Raw genomic sequence first — 16,611 nt, 5'->3', positions numbered from 1 at the left:
CAGGAATGAATCAGGCCTGAGAAGCGGCCTCTTCCTTGTGGGAGTTGTGCAGGACTTCGATCAGGCAATCTTCCAGCTCGAAGCGCTCATGCAGCAGGCCACCCAGCGTCTTGAACTCATTGGCAAACCCTGCGCCGTCGGAGCAATCGCCCTTTTCGCAACGGTCGTTGAACGCCAAGGCAAGCTTGGTGATACCTTCCAGACGCGGATAAATCGTATCGGCCAGTTCAAGCCCGCGCTCATCGTTGAACGCCTGGGCTTCGCTGTTGAGCTGCTCGTAGATTTCGAAATGGCCAGCCGAAACGTAGTCGACCAGAATTTCACAAAACTTCAGCAGCGCACCACGATCCGCAGCCAGTTGCTCGGGCGTGTCGCCGAGAACGTCATAGGCTCGAATCAATTCATGACGGTCCTGTAGCCAGCGATCAATCAACAGATTGACGCCACCCCAGCGTTCCTGAGCATTGCGACAACTTTCCAGCATGATGTTCTCTCTTCCCTTAAGGGGCATGCGGTCCTGTGCTGGCCTTACAATATCGCAAGAACCGAGCCTGTAAAAGCGTCAGGACAGCATACTCCCAATGACGCGTGCGGCTCAGATTATGCCCGCACGACAAGGCCATCAAGGTACGCAGGAGAGAAAGTTCATACAAGCGTTTAATACCCTCCGTCAGTGTCGACGGACATCCAGCGATGTAACCCACTGAAAAGTGGGTACAACGCCAGCAGGCACAGGATCACAAAAGCCAGCAGGCTCCACTCGGGAAGAGTGATATCGAACAATGACCAATTGATTTCGGCGCACACATAAGTACCGCTGTGCAAAGGCTCGCTACCGCTCTCCAGAGACAATGCATTGAGCAAATGCCGGTATTGAGTAACGACGGGCATCAACTCTTCGGCGGACGCAGTCTGCAACCATATATGAAAACCCGCTACCAGAGCGCCCGGCAGCGCCAATGCCAGCAAGGCTACACAATAACGACGCCAGCCGGCCTCCTGGGGCGAATGAATGGCCGCCACCAGACAGAGCAGACCACACCCGATGACGAGTGCTCGCTGTATGAGGCACAGGAGGCAGGGAACCAGGCCAAGCGCATGCTGCAGATAAAGGGTAGCGCCGATGATCAGTCCACTTGCGATGAATGCCAGGAAGAACAAGGTACGCGTGCGGGCCAGATACATGGCAAATCCGTAACGAATGAGACGAGACAGTTACGGTAGAGGAAAGCACACAACGCTTTCAAGGCGACGAAGTACGGATGCTTCGCTGTTTGCAGGAGAAATAAAACACCAGATCAGGGAGATTTTTTACCTATTAACGTAGGACCAATCCACCCCCTGAACTGGCAAGGAGTTGAAGGCGTGAAAGCCCTGAAAAAGGGCTTTCACGGCACCGGACTCAGGTACTGCTCAGCGCAGGAAGCGGACGAGCCAGAAAGCGCTCATCGAGCATCCCCAGACCTTCCTGGAACAGCTGATTGCTGCGATCGGTCTCGCCCAGTTGGGCCAGGAGCCGCGCCAGTTCGGCACAGGTTTCAGGATTGCGCTGCAAACGCAGGCTGCTCTCCAGATAATCACGGGCCTTGCCCCACAGGCGGGCTTGCAGACAGATACGCCCAAGGCTCAGCAGCAGGCTCGGGTCATCGGGATGATGTTTGAGCCAGGCCTCGGCGACCTGCAACTGTTTCGACTGGTCGCTGCCGCGCACCAGACCATAAAGCCTGGCCAGATGGCTGTGGTAGTCCTTCTTGAGCGCGGCGCGCAAAACTTCTTCGGCCTGGGCTTCGGCACCCAGACGACGCAACTGCTCGGCATACGCCAGTACCAGTTGCGGCTCTTGTCGCTGGGCAGAGGTCAGGTCTTTCCAGGCTTTTTCCAGTGAAGGCAGGCCGGTCATGGCGCCGTCACCTTCTTCGCGATAGGCCGCCAGGGTGAGATTTTCACCCCAGGCGCGGCGCTCCAGCTCGGCCAGTTCCCTGGGCGGCAGCACCTTGTCCTTGCGCAGTTCGGGCAGCAGCCGGATCAGGTCTGACCAGTCGCCTCGCTGCTGATAGAGGCGTTGCAACTGGCGCAGCACTTGCGGGTTGTGCGGATGGCGCTCATGCATGGCCTGCAAGGTGGCCAGCGCACCATCGGTATCGCCACGGTCCTGTTGCAGTTGCGCATGACTCAGGGCAATCGCAAGCTCCGCCTGGGGCTGACGCTCCAGGGCACGCTCCAGCAGGCTGTCACACTCGTCGTAGCGGCCCTGCTCGTTGGCAGCACGCGCAGCACCAAGGTAATACAGCAACGGCTGGGGATCGGATTCGGCGGCGCGATGCAGATGACGCTGCGCGCTGGACCAGCGGCCTTCGGCAAGATCCATCTGCCCCTGCTCGATTGCCAGTTGCACCCGACGGCGGCGATTACGACGCGACCATGGATTGACCACACCACCGGATGTCGTGAGCAAGGTGATCAGAAGCCGGGCAACGAAGATCAGCAACAGAAGCGCCACGAACAGGCCAAGGGTTGCCCACAGGCTCGATTCATAGCGGAAGTTCTGATAGGCGATCAATACGTAGCCGGAGTGCTCGGCAATGGCGATACCAATCAGCGCTGCAACAGCAACGGCAATGAACAGCAGCAGGTAGACGCGCTTCATGGGCTGATCCCCCGAGCCTCGGCAGGCTGACCGGATGCATGACGACGTTCAAGGTAGGCCTGGACTGCACTCAAGCTCTGAGCCAGATCCGGCGTCACTACCGAAACAGGTTGTTTGATCAGGGTATCCAGACGCTCGCCGATCACTTTGCTCTGCGGTTCATCCTGATTGAAGTTGCCCATCAGGACGCTCTTGGCTTCCAGCAGCGACTGGGTATAGACCTTCGGCTCACCATTGAGCGCGGCCCATTGCGCCTGCTCGATTGCCAGGCTCAGGGCCAGACGGACCTGAGCAAGACTCTGGCCGGCCAGGACCGGTCGAATGTCCTTGTCGGCGTTGAAGTCGATGCGGAAGTAATGGGAAATGTGGCTCCACCAGCGGGACCAGTAACTGTCGTCGTTCTTGTCAGGAGTCACACCCAGGAGCGGCTCGCCTTTATCTTCGTACTCGGGCGCCAGCCTGTTGAGCTGAACGGACTGGTCACGCAGGGCAGCCAGTTGCAGGAACAGGCCGGTACGGTCCGGCTGCTCGATACTGCGCAGCGCTGCCAGGCTTTTGGCCAGTTGCTCGCGAGCGGCAAACGAGCCTGGATCATCCTGTTCGCGCAGAATTTCATCGGCGCCCTGAACCAGCGCCTGGGCGCTGTTGATATCCTGCAAGGCCGACAGGCGCAGGCTGGCCAGACGCAGCAGATGCTCGGCCTCGGCCAGACGCCAGTCCTTGCGGCTTGCGCCGAGTACGGTTTCCAGACGCTGGCTCAGACGCTGCTGATCGCCCTGCAACTGGGCAACCAGACGACGGCTGTCTTCCAGTTGGTCGACCGGAGGAAATTGAGCAAGACGGGCACTCAGCTCCTGATCATTCTCGGTCAGGACCCGAGTCTGCTGGACGATGCCTTCGACCTGCCCTCGCTGCTGCAAATGACCTTCCTGCAGCATGCGCAGTTGCCATACTCCCCAACCGGCGACGGCAACGCCTGCAACGGCAAGCAACAAGGCCAGGATCACCAGACCATTGCTGCGGTTACCGGTACGCACCGGGCGCACTGGATCAGGTGTGGATGTCGATGTTTTCAGCACCGATTCTTCATCTTTAGGCAAGGCTGTTTCGCTCACGTATCCATCCTTTGCATTTGGGCGTAATCGCATGAGCGACAACTCGTCGCTCAGTACGCCTTGACGACAGGCTGAGGCTGATCCCGCAACGCGGCCAGCAACGCCGCGGCGTTCGCGCCACGACAATCAACCACGGTTTGAGCCCCGGCGGCACATGCCATTTCGGCAACCCTGGGGCTCGGTACGAATAAAGGCAACCCGGCCAGTTTCGGCCAGGCATCACCTGCCAACTGAAGCAGATGTTCAAAACCCTGCCCACTGCTGACCACCAGCCCGTTCAAGCGTTCCGATTCGACGCGCTGTGGAAGGGTCGAAAGCGGATACTGTGGCAGAAAACGGCGGTACAGCGGCAAGTAGTCGACACTAACACCTTGCTCGCGCAGACGCTCTGCCAACAGCTCGCGCCCTTCATCCCCACGCATGATCAGCACCCGGCTGCCCGGTATGGAGATAGCGTCCTGCAATTGAGGCAGCTCAAGCAAGGCTTCGCTGTCATCACCCTGCTCGGGCCATTTAACACCGATCAGGCCGTAATCGAGCAGAATCTGTCCGGTCGCCGCGCCTACGCTGAACCAGGGCTGGACAAAGGGTTGCGGCCAGATTTCATCCACCAGTTCCAGCCCAAGACGAGCCGCTGGCTTGCTGACCACAATGACCGCGCTGTAGAGAGGCAGATCGAAAATTTTCGAGCGGTATTCGGGGGAGATGGGCAACGGCTCGATTTCAAGCAAAGGCAGACTGCTGCTGAACACGCCGTTATCGGCCAGCACCCTGGCCAGCGCTGCCGACTCTTCGGCGGGACGGGTCAGCAACAGACGCCAGGTACTCATTCGTCCCGAGCCTCGCCATAGACAGCCTTGAGAATCTGGCCTGCGCCCTGGGCCAGCAAGTCTTCGGCGACCTGCACACCCAGCGCCTGGGCCGATGTCTGCGGTGCGCGGGCCTCGGCATGCAGCAACAGACCGCCAGCCGGATCACCCACCAGCCCGCGCAGCCAAACCTGATCGTCTTCCAGAACGGCATAGCAGGCGATCGGCACCTGGCAGCCACCGTTAAGGTGTTTATTCAGCGCCCGCTCGGCAATCACGCGCACGGCCGTGTCGCCATGATGCAGCGGCGCAAGCAGTGCGTGAATTTCAGCATCGACGCTACGGCACTCGATCCCGACGGCGCCCTGCCCTCCGGCAGGCAGGCTGTCCTCGACACTGATGGCTGAAGTGATGCGATCTTCAAAGCCCAGACGGATCAGGCCGGCGGCAGCAAGAATGATTGCGTCGTACTCACCGGCGTCCAGTTTGGCCAGCCGGGTATTGACGTTGCCGCGCAGAAACCGGATTTCCAGGTCTGGACGACGTGTCAGCAGTTGAGCCTGACGTCGCAGGCTGGAAGTGCCCACGATGCTGCCCGCAGGAAGCTGCTCCAGACTGCTGAAGTTGTTGGACACGAATGCATCACGCGGGTCTTCGCGCTCACAGATGCAGAACAGCCCAAGGCCTTCGGGGAAATCCATCGGCACGTCTTTCATGGAATGCACGGCGATATCGGCTTCGTTTTCCAGAAGCGCCGTTTCCAGTTCCTTGACGAACAGGCCCTTGCCGCCGATTTTCGAAAGCGGCGAGTCGAGCAGTTTGTCGCCACGGCTGACCATGGGCACCAGCGTGACGATCAGGCCCGGATGAGCCTGTTCAAGCCTGGCTTTGACATATTCGGCCTGCCAGAGGGCCAGCGCACTTTTACGGGTGGCAATGCGGATTTCGCGAGAAGACATGAATCAATCCGTGCTTGATAAGTGCGACGGATAATAACAGCACAACCGGAACGACTTCAGCGCTGACTCAAAAAGTAAAATCGGCTTCATGACCCGGATCAACGAAATGACAGTGGCCAAGGCTTCCCCCGCCCGAACCAAGGGCCTCCACAACGGCAACGCTCTGTGGACAGAAACAGGTTCGACATCCTGCTGGACTGGTGGCGAGGGCAGCCACTTCTTCGTACCTTAAAGCTGTTGCATCATCTTGCGCACACCGGCGACATGCCGACGGCTGACGATCAAGGCATCGCCATTGAGCCCCTTGAGGAACAACTGGAAATGCCCCAGCGGCGTGCGCTGCAAACGCTCGATCCGTTCCCGTGCCACCAGCGCATTGCGATGGATACGCACGAATCGGTCACCAAACTCGTCTTCCAGCGCCTTGAGCGGTTCATCCAGCAGCACTTCGCCGCCTTCATGGCGCAGGGTGACGTATTTGTGGTCGGCAATGAAAAAGATCACCTGATCCAGCGGGATCAGCTCAATGCCTTTACGGGTTCGAGCACTGATATGGCTGCGCGGACCGCTACCCGTTTCGGCAGCCGGACGGGTCATCGCGGCCAACTGCACGCGATTGGGGCGCTCGGCTTTTCTCAACGCCTCGACAAGATTCTCGGGGCGCACAGGTTTGACCAGATAACCGACGGCACTGACCTGAAAGGCGTCCAGTGCAAATTCGTCGTGCGCAGTACAAAAGACGACAGCGGGCGGAGTTTCACGCTCGCACAGTTTCGCCGCGACCTGAAGACCGTCGAGACCCGGCATGCGGATATCGAGCAGCACGACATCTGGCTTGAGGTTTTCAATCAGCGCCAAAGCTTCTTCGCCATTGGTAGCGCTGGGTTCAAGTACCCTGTAACCCTCGATTTCGCCGACCAATCGGCTCAATCGCTCGCGGGCCAGGGGTTCGTCATCAACGATCAGGACATTCATATTGCTCTGGCTTCCTGCGTGAGTCTCGCACAAGGATAGCGTAGACAGGTGTAGTGACGACCATCACGGCGCTCCACGCTCAGACTGGCGTGCGGGCCAAAAAGTGCCGTAATACGTGCACCTATATTCAACAGGGCCTGTTGAGTACCGTTGGAAGTCTGCCGTGTGGCAACTTCTTCATAGGGATTGCTGACACACAATATGAACTCTCCCCCTTCATAGTCTGCCTCGACTGTAACTATGCCCCCTTCGATGCGCGGAGCAATGCCATAGATCAAGGCGTTTTCCAGCAATGGCTGCAAGGTCAGCTGGGGAATGGGCAAATCATCAGGAATTGCGCTCACCCTCCAGTCCAACTGTAGACGCTCGCCGAGACGATATTGCTCAATCGATAAATATCGTTTCGCCAAAGCCAGTTCTTCGTGCCAGGTCACCAGGCTTCCGGGCTTGGCCAGGCTGGCGCGAAACAGGTCCGACAGATCCAGTACGGCCTGCTCGGCCTTGACCGGATTGCTGGCCACCAGACTGGCAATGCTGTTGAGCGTGTTGAACAGAAAATGCGGACGAATCCTGGCCTGAAGCGATTCGATCCTGGCCTGCAATTCCCCCTGCTGCTGCTTTCTCCACTGACTCTGCAGATAAAAGTAGCGCAACATCAGTGCGGACATGATCAACGCGATCAACGAATAGCGGATATATCGCTCGACCATGCTGCCCGGCGAAATCCTGCCGGTCAGTTGGCAGACATCCGTCACCGCCGTACACAACAAGGTTAGACCCACTACCAGCATGCAGCTGAGAATACCTGCAAGCCCCGGGGAAAGACGTGCCAGCCAGGGGCGCAGCCCGCACAGCAGGGCCGCCGACAGCAGGACAATCCACTGCACGAACATCGACATCAGCGCCAGGCACACCCAATCGAACCCCTGGCTCATGGGTTCGAGCAGCACCATGACCAGCACCAGCAGTTCAGCCAGCACAATGAGCACCAGCAGCGTCTGCGGCAAGCATAGTTCAGGCAGGAAAAAATCCTTGCCGGGAGTTGTTCTGGAATCGGGTTTCATAGGTCCTCTCGCTTAGGCCCAGTCTCGTCCCTGGCATCGTCAGCGGCAAGCCATCCGAGAATAAAAAAGCAACAACCTGTTATCATCGCTGACGCCCTTGTGCCACGAAGCGGGCACGCCACTTTCAGCAGAGCAACGAGCGAATCCATGAGCACCGACAAGACCAACCAGTCCTGGGGCGGCCGTTTCAGTGAGCCCGTCGACGCCTTCGTCGCGCGCTTCACGGCCTCCGTCACCTTCGACCAACGCCTGTATCGTCACGACATCATGGGTTCTATCGCCCACGCTACGATGCTGGCTCAGGTCGGCGTCCTGACCGAAGCCGAGCGCGACACCATCATCGATGGCCTGAAAACCATCCAGAGCGAGATCGAAGCCGGCAGTTTCGAGTGGCGCGTCGACCTGGAAGACGTGCACATGAACATCGAAGCGCGTCTGACCGACCGCATCGGCATCACCGGCAAGAAGCTGCACACCGGCCGTAGCCGCAACGATCAGGTCGCTACCGATATCCGCCTGTGGCTGCGTGACGAAATCGACCTGATCCTCAGCGAAATCACGCGCCTGCAGAAAGGGCTGCTGGAGCAGGCCGAGCGTGAAGCCGAAACCATCATGCCGGGCTTCACACACCTGCAGACCGCCCAGCCCGTGACGTTCGGTCACCACATGCTGGCCTGGTTCGAAATGCTCAGCCGCGACTACGAGCGTCTGGTCGACTGCCGCAAGCGCCTGAACCGCATGCCACTGGGCAGCGCCGCACTGGCAGGTACCACGTACCCGATCGACCGCGAGTTGACCTGCAAGCTGCTGGGTTTCGACGCCGTAGGCGGCAACTCCCTGGACGGCGTCTCGGATCGCGACTTCGCCATCGAGTTCTGCTCTGCCGCTTCGGTTGCCATGATGCACCTGTCGCGCTTCTCCGAAGAGCTGGTGCTCTGGACCAGCGCCCAGTTCCAGTTCATCGACCTTCCGGACCGCTTCTGCACAGGCAGTTCGATCATGCCGCAGAAGAAGAACCCTGATGTACCGGAGCTGGTTCGTGGCAAGAGCGGCCGCGTGTTTGGTGCGCTGATGGGTTTGCTGACCCTGATGAAAGGCCAGCCGCTGGCCTACAACAAGGACAACCAGGAAGACAAGGAACCGCTGTTCGACGCAGCCGACACCTTGCGTGACTCGTTGCGCGCCTTTGCCGACATGATCCCGGCCATCAAGCCGAAGCACGCCATCATGCGTGAAGCGGCGCTGCGCGGTTTCTCCACCGCCACCGACCTGGCGGACTATCTGGTACGCCGCGGCCTGCCATTCCGTGACTGCCACGAAATCGTCGGTCATGCCGTGAAGTACGGCGTGGAAACCGGCAAGGATCTGGCGGAAATGAGTCTGGAAGAGCTGCGTAAATTCAGCGATCAGATCGAGCAGGACGTATTTGCCGTGCTGACCCTTGAAGGCTCGGTCAATGCCCGTAACCACATTGGCGGCGCCGCCCCGGACCAAGTCGGGGCAGCCTTGGTCCGTGGCAGGGCGCTGCAGAAAACCCGCTAAAACTGTCGCCGTCGCGGCCAGCCCACCTGGCCGCGACGGAGCAGAACCCTATCTACCCTGCCTTGCGCGCCACCGCCTGGACACGCGCCAGGAATGCTGGCCATTCAGCTTCCCTGTCTGCCGCTACCCGCTGCACATTCGGATTGAGTGCCAGATGCTCAAGCAGAGCCCGCGCACCCGGCATGTCCCGCAGCAGATCCAGACCGAACAGTTTCTCAGCGACTTGCTGGGCATGGTCGACGCTGTAAAGAAAATACAGATCCGCCAGGGTGAAGTTCTCGCCCGCCACATAGGGTACAAAACGGGCACGCTGGGCCAAGGCCTGGAACCCCTTGAGCAAGTCCCGGCGAGCCTTGGCCTTGAGGTCCTCAGGAGTGGGCCGCCCACCGAAGATCGCTTCGACGTAACACAACCGCGCAGGCAACTCGATATACAGTTCGATTTCCTTGGCGATGGTCCAGACCTGAGCGCGGGAGAATGGGTCCTCGGGAAGCAGTGCCCGACCGGGCTGGGTTTCCTCGATGTAACGCAGGATGACATCCGTCTCACTGATGAAACCCTGGTCGGTTTGCAGTATCGGCACCTTGCCTCGCGCACTGATCGCCAGTACCTCGGGATTCTGGCATCCATGCAGCGCAATCACTTCAAAGGGTAGTTGCTTCTCCAGCAGCGCCAGCTTGACCATATTGAAATAATTGCTTGCGGCAAAACCATAAAGCTTCAGCACGTCGGCCTCCATGACCTTCAAGTTTTCGGTGGCGGTACTTTTATATACTTTTCCATAAATGTCAGTGGGTTAAGCGCCCCTCACACAACTTGAAGACCGTTCTTACATGCAGGCATCACTGATCCCGACACAGGTAAAAGAATCCAGTTAAACTGCCAGCCTTCACTGAGGACTTACCATGACCGACCCAATCGATAACGATGAAGAAGAGTTCACCGCATCGACCCTGATCGACGCGATTGAAAACCAGATCGAGGCGGATAACCCACCTGCCGCCAAGGCCATCTACAACAAGCTGACGCTGGTTGGCTATGAGCGTGAAGACATCCTCGAACTGATGGCTCATGTGCTAGCCATCGAGATTGACGCCATGCTCGAAGAAGACCGGCCGTTCAATACCCAGTGGTATGAAACCGCCCTGCGCGCCTTGCCGGAACTGCCGCCCGAGGCCTGATTTGCGATATTCCGGCAAGAGATATGCTGCAAAGATTCCAGGCACTGGCTACACTGCAAAGGCCCCTCTGCCAATCAAACCATAGGGGCTTTCCTGCAAGCTGGCGTTAACGGTCATACAGAACCGACGTGTCAAACAGCCTTGTCGATTCTGTAACCCTCACGATCCAGCCAACTATAAAAGTCTGGAGTCCTTATGTCGTATACCCCTGAGCTGGTTGCCGAACTGGAAATCCTTGCACTGTTCAATCTGGGTAACACCCAGGAAGGCCTCAAAGTCCACCATGTGGCCGCCCCGACAGCCATTGCGGCTGCAAAAAGACTTTTTGAAAAAGGCCTCACCACCCAAGTCGATGGGGGCTATCTGACTAGCCTCGGGCTTGAAGCCGCCGAGCATGCCCAATCGCTGCTGACCATCCTGAACGTCTCCGAAGAGGCCGCCTGAAAAGCCGCCGGGCCTGCCGCGCAAACAAAAAGGTGCAGCGGGCCCTCCATTTATGGGAATGTAAGCCGATAAAAAACCGGCGTCAGAATAATAACCCTACCGTGCATGTATCCTCTTGGGCTGTAGTCTTCTTCGCCATCTGCTAACCACTTCAACGCCTGCACAGGCCAGATGCTTGAGTTGCGATGACGCGTAATACCGAAATTCGTCCCGACCTGGATGAGGGCATCGACCGCAAGGTGCTCAACCAGTTACGTAACCGCTTCCTGACTCTCAATGACGGGCGGTATGCCCGTGCCATGGAAGGGCTTTCGACTCGCCAGCAAAGCGTGCTGACGCTGCTGGCGCTGTGCTTTCATGTCAATCACCCGCTGCTGCCCGGCTACGTTTCCAGCAGCACACCTGCTGGCGTCTCCCATTACGAACCTGACGCCCCGGCGCTGGCAGAGGCTCAGCGGCTGACCCGTTCCTTTTCCTATAAGGCCCGCCACGGCAATCCGCCACAGCCCATCCACGGTCTGTTCCTGATGGGTAGCCTTGGAACGCTGGCCCAGGCAGAACAGAGCGATATGGATGTCTGGGTCTGCCACGACTCGGATCTGGCCCCGGAAGCCATCGCCGAGCTACGCAAAAAGTGCCAGGCGCTGGAGACCTGGGCGGCGTCCATGGGCGCAGAGGCGCATTTCTTTCTGATCGACCCGCAACGTTTCCGGGCCGGCGATCGCGACACCCAGCTCAGTTCCGACGACTGCGGCACCAGCCAGCACTACCTGCTGCTGGATGAGTTCTACCGCACCGCCATCTGGCTTGCTGGCCGCACACCGATGTGGTGGCTGGTGCCGGTTTATGAAGAAGAACGCTACGCCGAGTACACCCACACGCTGCTGTCCAAGCGCTTCATCCGCGCCAACGAGGTGCTCGACCTTGGCCCAATGACCGGCATTCCGCCCGGCGAATTCATCGGCGCAGGGCTCTGGCAACTGTTCAAGGGCATCGAGTCGCCTTACAAGTCCGTCCTCAAACTGTTGCTGATCGAGGTCTATTCCAGCGAGCACCCAAGCGTTCAGTGCCTGAGCCTGCGATTCAAGCAGGCCGTATTCGCCAACAGGCTGGATCTGGACGAACTGGACCCTTACATGGTTGTGTACCAGCGGATCGAAGAGCACCTGCAGGCCCGCAGCGAATCGGAGCGCCTGGAGCTGGTACGTCGCAGCCTGTATCTGAAGATCAACAAAAAGCTCACCGGCCCGGCCCGTCAGCGCAGCAACAGCTGGCAACGCCTGCTGCTGGAGCGGCTGACCAGAGAATGGGGCTGGGATGAGCGTCAACTGGCGCTGCTGGACAGTCGCAGCCAGTGGAAAGTCCGGCAGGTAGCCCACGAGCGCCGCTCGCTGGTCAACGAACTGAATTACAGCTATCGCTTCCTGGTGCAGTTCGCCCGTACGCAAAACGCACCCAACGCCATCACGGCCCGTGACGTCAGCGTGCTGGGCCGGCGCTTGTATGCAGCGTTCGAGCGCAAGGCGGGCAAAGTCGAGTTCATCAACCCGGGTATCGCACCCGATCTGGCTGAAGACACTCTGACCCTGGTGAACTCGCCCAACAAGCGCGAACCGGGGAAAAACCAGTGGGCCTTGTACAACGGCAACCTGGGCACCCATGAATGGCAAAACTTCTCGCCCATCAAACGCAGTCGTGAACTGCTTGAGCTGCTGACCTGGTGCCATCGCAATGGCGTGATCGACACCACTACCCGCCTGGCCTTGCATCCGGGCTCAAGCGACCTGAGCGAGTTCGAGCTGTTCAACCTGCTTGGCGCCCTGCAGCAGACGATCCCGCTGCCACTGAGCGAAGTCAGCGACGAATACCTGCTCAAACCCAGTGCGCCCAATGAAATATTGCTGCTGGTGAACGTGGGCGTCGATCCGCTCAGGCACCATCGCGAGTTGAATATCCTGATGACGACCGAGCGCACCGACTCGCTCAGTTATGCAGGCGTGCGGGAAAATCTGGTGCTGACGCTGGACCAGATCACCCTCAATAGCTGGAATGAAACACTGGTCAGCCGCTACGACGGCCCTCACGCCCTGCTCGACTGCATGAGCGAACTGCTCAGCAACCTGCCAGAAGGCGAGACCCAGCCACGCATACGTGTGCGCTGCTTCTGCCATAACCGTGCTCCGGCCATCGCGCAGCGGGTCGAAGAACTGATCAACACCGCACAGCTGCTGCTCGCCAGAGGCCTGAACCATCGTTACCTGATTCAGGTGCAGCAGCAGTACCACGTGCTTAAGATGATTCCCGGTCAGGTAGGCCATGTGGTGGTCAACAGCCTGCCGGGGCTGTTCAATTATCTGGGCGAGGAATCGCCGCTCTACAGCCCGCTGCATCTGGACCCGCAAGCCCTGGACGATCACGATCTGGCGCTGATCCTGCCCTATGGGCAGCCGGAGTGCATTCAGGTGTTCTATCGGGTCAACGAACCTGACGCCGACCTGTATGTGCTCGACGAACACAACGCGCTCTGGCACCAGCGCTTGCCGTATCACGACGAACAGAGCCTGTTGCTGCCCTTGCAGCGCTTCTTCCATTCACTGGTTTACCGGCGCGGCGCATCGCTACCACTGGATAACCCGGCAGAACCTGTCTTGCTGGACATGTTGTATTACCAGGTATTGCCATCGGGCGCAGGCCGCGCCCGACGCATCGAACCCCGCCCCGCACCAACCGCTGCGGACAAGCCGTACTATGACGTGCAGGCGATTATCGAAGAAACCTCGCCGGGCCAGATGAACGTCACGCTGTATTGCGACAACAGCGAATTCTCGGAGCTGGAACATGGCGACCAACTGTTTGCCGTGGTCGCCCAACAGATCCTCGAACGCCGCCAGGAACCGCAACGCTATCGCTGCTACATCACCGACCTCGACCTCTCCGGCCTGCTGGATGATGGCCACGGACAAAGCATCCTGTTTCTGCGCCACAAGGCAGAGCTGGAAAAGGCGTTGAATGAGGCGATGGAGGAATGCCAGCGGTAGGAGCGAATTCATTCGCGAAAAGGCTCAGTACGACGAATATTTATGCGCTGTACTGGCCCTTCGCGAATGAATTCGCTCCTACGGGTGTTACAGGTATTCCCCCGCCGCTTCTGGCTGATACTCCACCGCCAGCAGGGTGAGTTTGAGTATCTTGCCGCCCGGGGCGGGCCAGTCGATGTGTTGGCCGACCTGCAGACCCAACAGGGCGGAGCCTACCGGTGCCAGTACCGAAACCGTACCTTCGGCACCCGCGTCCTGCGGGTAGACCAGCTTGAGGTGATAGTCCTTGCCACTGCTCTCTTCACGGCAATGCACACGCGAATTCATGGTGACCAGCCCGGCAGGCACTTCATCGTGACCGACGATCTGCTCGGCACGGTCCAGCTCGGCCTGCAAGGCCTCGATGCCGGGGCTGGACTGCGTCTGGCTGTCGATAAGGCGCTCAAGACGCTGGACATCGAGCCGGGTGAGAATGATTGAAGGTGCGGTGTTCATGATTCGGGCAGTCTCCTTTTTTCTGCGCAACAAAAGCAAAACCCCGCCGATCCGGCGGGGTTTTGACAGGCCTCTCTATCTAGAGAAGCAGGTTCTGACATTAACATCAGCCAATAAATACACAACCCGACAGGGCGTTAGCCCGCGATGCGGTTTTCCTGGGCAAGCTCCCGGCGCTGGTCGGCGTTGCGGCGAATCTGACGGCGTCGATCATCATCAGCCGAGCGCCATTCGCGAATGTCTTCCACATGGCGAAAGCAGCCCAGGCAGACTTTCTGCTCGTCGAGCCGACACAGGCTGACACAGGGCGAAGGCACGGCAGGGCTGACGTTGCTGAACAGCGGCTTGGGTGGCCGGGCAGGTGTGGACGTGGTGTTATCGGTCACGATCAGATCTCGTCGAAATCCAGTTCGACGCCAGCCTGCTCCTGAGTGATGCGTACCAGCATCTCGCTCAGCAACTCGTCGCTGCTGTCGCATACCCAGCGGCTGGTTTCTTCGTCGTAGTCAAAATGAAAGCCACCCGAACGCGCTGCCAGCCAGAGCTGACGCAGCGGCTCCTGACGGCTGAAGATGAGCTGGGTGCCGTTCTCGAACTTTACGGTCAGTACGCCAGCAGAGTTTTCAAGGTCCAGATCCAGATCGCTCTCGTCGAAAATGTCTTCCAGCGCTTGCTGGGTAGCATCCACCAGATCGTGAAAACGGGCTTCGGTCAAACTCATTACGGGAACCTCGAAAAATTTTCTGCTTATGGCACAGGGTCGCAAGATACGGACGCCGCAAGGCAAATGCAAAACATACCCGCCAGACGCGCCCTGCAACAGTTCATATCCAACGATAACGTCAAAGGCCCGCCGGACGGGTGGGAACCTGCATAGGCAAGCTGCCGGGTGGCCGGTATACTCGGGCGCAATTAATGCTTTTACAAAGGATTTCGCCATGAAGCGCCTGATCTCTTCGCTTGCTGCGCTCGTCGCGGTCGCTTGTCTTGTCACTGCGTGCGGCCAGAAAGGCCCGCTCTACCTGCCCGATGACACCAAATCATCCGACGAACAAGCCAAATCGCAATCGCACAAGCATCTTTAAGGGAATTACATGGACGCCTTCAACTACCGCGACGGTGAGCTGTTCGCGGAAGGAGTAGCATTGTCTGCCATTGCCGAACGTTTCGGCACGCCGACCTATGTCTATTCCCGCGCTCACATCGAAGCCCAATACCGTGCCTACGCCGACGCCCTGAGCGGCATGCCGCATCTGGTGTGCTTCGCCGTGAAAGCCAACTCCAACCTGGGCGTGCTCAATGTCCTGGCGCGTCTTGGCGCCGGTTTCGACATCGTTTCCCGTGGCGAACTGGAGCGTGTGCTGGCCGCCGGTGGCAAAGCTGAAAAGATCGTGTTCTCCGGCGTCGGCAAGACCCGCGAAGACATGCGCCGTGCCCTTGAAGTCGGCGTGCACTGCTTCAACGTCGAGTCCACCGACGAACTCGAGCGTCTTCAGGTCGTGGCAGCCGAACTGAATGTTCGTGCGCCGATCTCCCTGCGGGTCAACCCGGACGTGGATGCGGGCACTCACCCGTACATTTCCACCGGCCTCAAAGAGAACAAGTTCGGCATCGCCATCGCGGATGCCGAAGACGTCTACGTTCGCGCCTCGCAACTGCCGAACCTGGAAGTCCTGGGTGTCGACTGCCATATCGGCTCGCAACTGACGACCCTGGAACCCTTCATCGATGCACTGGATCGCCTGCTGGATCTGGTGGATCGCCTCGGCGACTGCGGCATTCACTTGCGCCACATCGATCTGGGCGGCGGCCTGGGCGTGCGTTATCGCGACGAAGAGCCACCACTGGCGGCCGACTACATCAAGGCCGTGCGCGAGCGTCTTGCCGGGCGTGACCTTGGGCTGATGTTCGAGCCGGGCCGCTTCATCGTGGCCAATGCCGGCGTGCTGCTGACTCAGGTCGAGTACCTCAAGCACACCGAGCACAAGGATTTCGCCATCGTCGATGCGGCCATGAACGACCTGATCCGTCCGGCGCTGTATCAGGCCTGGATGGATGTCACAGCCGTGCGCCCACGTGATGGCGCAGCACGCACTTATGACATCGTCGGTCCGATCTGCGAAACCGGTGACTTCCTGGCCAAGAACCGCGAACTGGCCCTGGCTGAAGGCGATCTACTGGCTGTTCACTCGGCTGGCGCCTATGGTTTCGTCATGAGTTCGAACTACAACACCCGTGGCCGTACCGCCGAAGTACTGGTGGATGGCTCACAAGCCTTTGAAGTGCGTCGTCGCGAAACCGTGACCGAGCTGTTCGCTGGCGAAAGCCTGCTGCCGGAGTAA

General features: G+C 59.1%; 18 protein-coding genes. 6 read left to right on the top strand and 12 right to left on the bottom strand.

The window, feature by feature from the left end:
* Positions 1 to 10: 10 nt before the first annotated feature.
* From K5D32_RS18755 to K5D32_RS18720, 8 genes are all read right to left on the bottom strand, one after another.
* Complete coding sequence (locus K5D32_RS18755; RefSeq protein ID WP_025257975.1) at positions 11 to 484, bottom strand: Rsd/AlgQ family anti-sigma factor; 474 nt, start codon at positions 482 to 484, stop codon at positions 11 to 13.
* Between the two features lie 173 nt (positions 485 to 657).
* Positions 658 to 1,185 (bottom strand): disulfide bond formation protein B, encoded by a 528-nt coding sequence (locus K5D32_RS18750; protein ID WP_221601402.1) that lies wholly within the window; start codon positions 1,183 to 1,185, stop codon positions 658 to 660.
* 217 nt (positions 1,186 to 1,402) lie between these two features.
* Entirely contained in the window at positions 1,403 to 2,647 is a 1,245-nt protein-coding gene (locus K5D32_RS18745; RefSeq protein WP_221575440.1) for a heme biosynthesis protein HemY, read from the bottom strand.
* Positions 2,644 to 3,762 carry a uroporphyrinogen-III C-methyltransferase gene (locus K5D32_RS18740; protein WP_221575439.1) on the bottom strand — a complete coding sequence of 373 codons (1,119 nt, stop codon included), beginning with the start codon at positions 3,760 to 3,762 and terminating at the stop codon, positions 2,644 to 2,646. Before K5D32_RS18740 ends, K5D32_RS18745 begins: the two co-directional genes overlap by 4 nt.
* 50 nt (positions 3,763 to 3,812) lie before the next feature.
* Entirely contained in the window at positions 3,813 to 4,592 is a 780-nt protein-coding gene (locus tag K5D32_RS18735) for a uroporphyrinogen-III synthase (protein WP_221601401.1), read from the bottom strand.
* Positions 4,589 to 5,530, bottom strand: coding sequence for a hydroxymethylbilane synthase (gene hemC / locus K5D32_RS18730; protein ID WP_025257970.1), 942 nt, complete (start codon positions 5,528 to 5,530; stop codon positions 4,589 to 4,591). Before hemC ends, K5D32_RS18735 begins: the two co-directional genes overlap by 4 nt.
* Before the next feature lie 228 nt (positions 5,531 to 5,758).
* Positions 5,759 to 6,505 carry a LytTR family DNA-binding domain-containing protein gene (locus tag K5D32_RS18725; RefSeq protein ID WP_025257969.1) on the bottom strand — a complete coding sequence of 249 codons (747 nt, stop codon included), beginning with the start codon at positions 6,503 to 6,505 and terminating at the stop codon, positions 5,759 to 5,761.
* Complete coding sequence (locus K5D32_RS18720; protein WP_095067338.1) at positions 6,502 to 7,569, bottom strand: sensor histidine kinase; 1,068 nt, start codon at positions 7,567 to 7,569, stop codon at positions 6,502 to 6,504. Before K5D32_RS18720 ends, K5D32_RS18725 begins: the two co-directional genes overlap by 4 nt.
* Before the next feature lie 147 nt (positions 7,570 to 7,716).
* Between K5D32_RS18720 and argH the strand changes: the two genes are divergently transcribed.
* Positions 7,717 to 9,111 carry an argininosuccinate lyase gene (gene argH / locus K5D32_RS18715; protein ID WP_221601400.1) on the top strand — a complete coding sequence of 465 codons (1,395 nt, stop codon included), beginning with the start codon at positions 7,717 to 7,719 and terminating at the stop codon, positions 9,109 to 9,111.
* 52 nt (positions 9,112 to 9,163) lie between these two features.
* Here argH and K5D32_RS18710 read toward each other — a convergent pair whose 3' ends face one another.
* Entirely contained in the window at positions 9,164 to 9,838 is a 675-nt protein-coding gene (locus K5D32_RS18710) for a glutathione S-transferase family protein (RefSeq protein ID WP_221601399.1), read from the bottom strand.
* Positions 9,839 to 10,016: 178 nt separating this feature from the next.
* Here K5D32_RS18710 and K5D32_RS18705 point away from each other — a divergent pair, with 178 nt between their 5' ends.
* From K5D32_RS18705 to K5D32_RS18695, 3 genes are all read left to right on the top strand, one after another.
* Positions 10,017 to 10,292, top strand: a complete 276-nt coding sequence (locus K5D32_RS18705; RefSeq protein ID WP_221575436.1) for a hypothetical protein — start codon at positions 10,017 to 10,019, stop codon at positions 10,290 to 10,292.
* Between the two features lie 195 nt (positions 10,293 to 10,487).
* Positions 10,488 to 10,736 carry a TIGR02647 family protein gene (locus K5D32_RS18700; protein WP_025257964.1) on the top strand — a complete coding sequence of 83 codons (249 nt, stop codon included), beginning with the start codon at positions 10,488 to 10,490 and terminating at the stop codon, positions 10,734 to 10,736.
* 185 nt (positions 10,737 to 10,921) lie between these two features.
* Positions 10,922 to 13,774, top strand: a complete 2,853-nt coding sequence (locus tag K5D32_RS18695; RefSeq protein ID WP_221601398.1) for a class I adenylate cyclase — start codon at positions 10,922 to 10,924, stop codon at positions 13,772 to 13,774.
* A gap of 87 nt (positions 13,775 to 13,861) precedes the next feature.
* Here K5D32_RS18695 and rnk read toward each other — a convergent pair whose 3' ends face one another.
* The 3 genes from rnk to cyaY all read right to left on the bottom strand — a co-directional run bounded on the left by rnk (position 13,862) and on the right by cyaY (position 14,990).
* Positions 13,862 to 14,269, bottom strand: a complete 408-nt coding sequence (rnk, locus tag K5D32_RS18690) for a nucleoside diphosphate kinase regulator (protein ID WP_221557140.1) — start codon at positions 14,267 to 14,269, stop codon at positions 13,862 to 13,864.
* A 137-nt stretch (positions 14,270 to 14,406) separates the two neighbouring features.
* Positions 14,407 to 14,655, bottom strand: a complete 249-nt coding sequence (locus K5D32_RS18685) for a DUF1289 domain-containing protein (protein WP_221557142.1) — start codon at positions 14,653 to 14,655, stop codon at positions 14,407 to 14,409.
* A gap of 2 nt (positions 14,656 to 14,657) precedes the next feature.
* On the bottom strand, positions 14,658 to 14,990 hold the full coding sequence (gene cyaY, locus K5D32_RS18680; protein ID WP_025257960.1) for an iron donor protein CyaY: 333 nt from the start codon (positions 14,988 to 14,990) through the stop codon (positions 14,658 to 14,660).
* Between the two features lie 217 nt (positions 14,991 to 15,207).
* Between cyaY and lptM the strand changes: the two genes are divergently transcribed.
* Both lptM and lysA read left to right on the top strand, forming a co-directional pair.
* Positions 15,208 to 15,354: an LPS translocon maturation chaperone LptM gene (gene lptM, locus K5D32_RS18675; protein ID WP_038399723.1), complete on the top strand. Its 147-nt coding sequence runs from the start codon at positions 15,208 to 15,210 to the stop codon at positions 15,352 to 15,354.
* 9 nt (positions 15,355 to 15,363) lie between these two features.
* On the top strand, positions 15,364 to 16,611 hold the full coding sequence (lysA, locus tag K5D32_RS18670) for a diaminopimelate decarboxylase (RefSeq protein WP_221575432.1): 1,248 nt from the start codon (positions 15,364 to 15,366) through the stop codon (positions 16,609 to 16,611).

Source organism: Pseudomonas cichorii, assembly GCF_019719005.1.
GTDB classification, from domain to species: Bacteria; Pseudomonadota; Gammaproteobacteria; order Pseudomonadales; family Pseudomonadaceae; genus Aquipseudomonas; species Aquipseudomonas cichorii_E.
The sequence above is the reverse complement of the archived record's forward strand: the minus strand, read 5'-3'. Positions and strand labels throughout refer to the sequence as shown.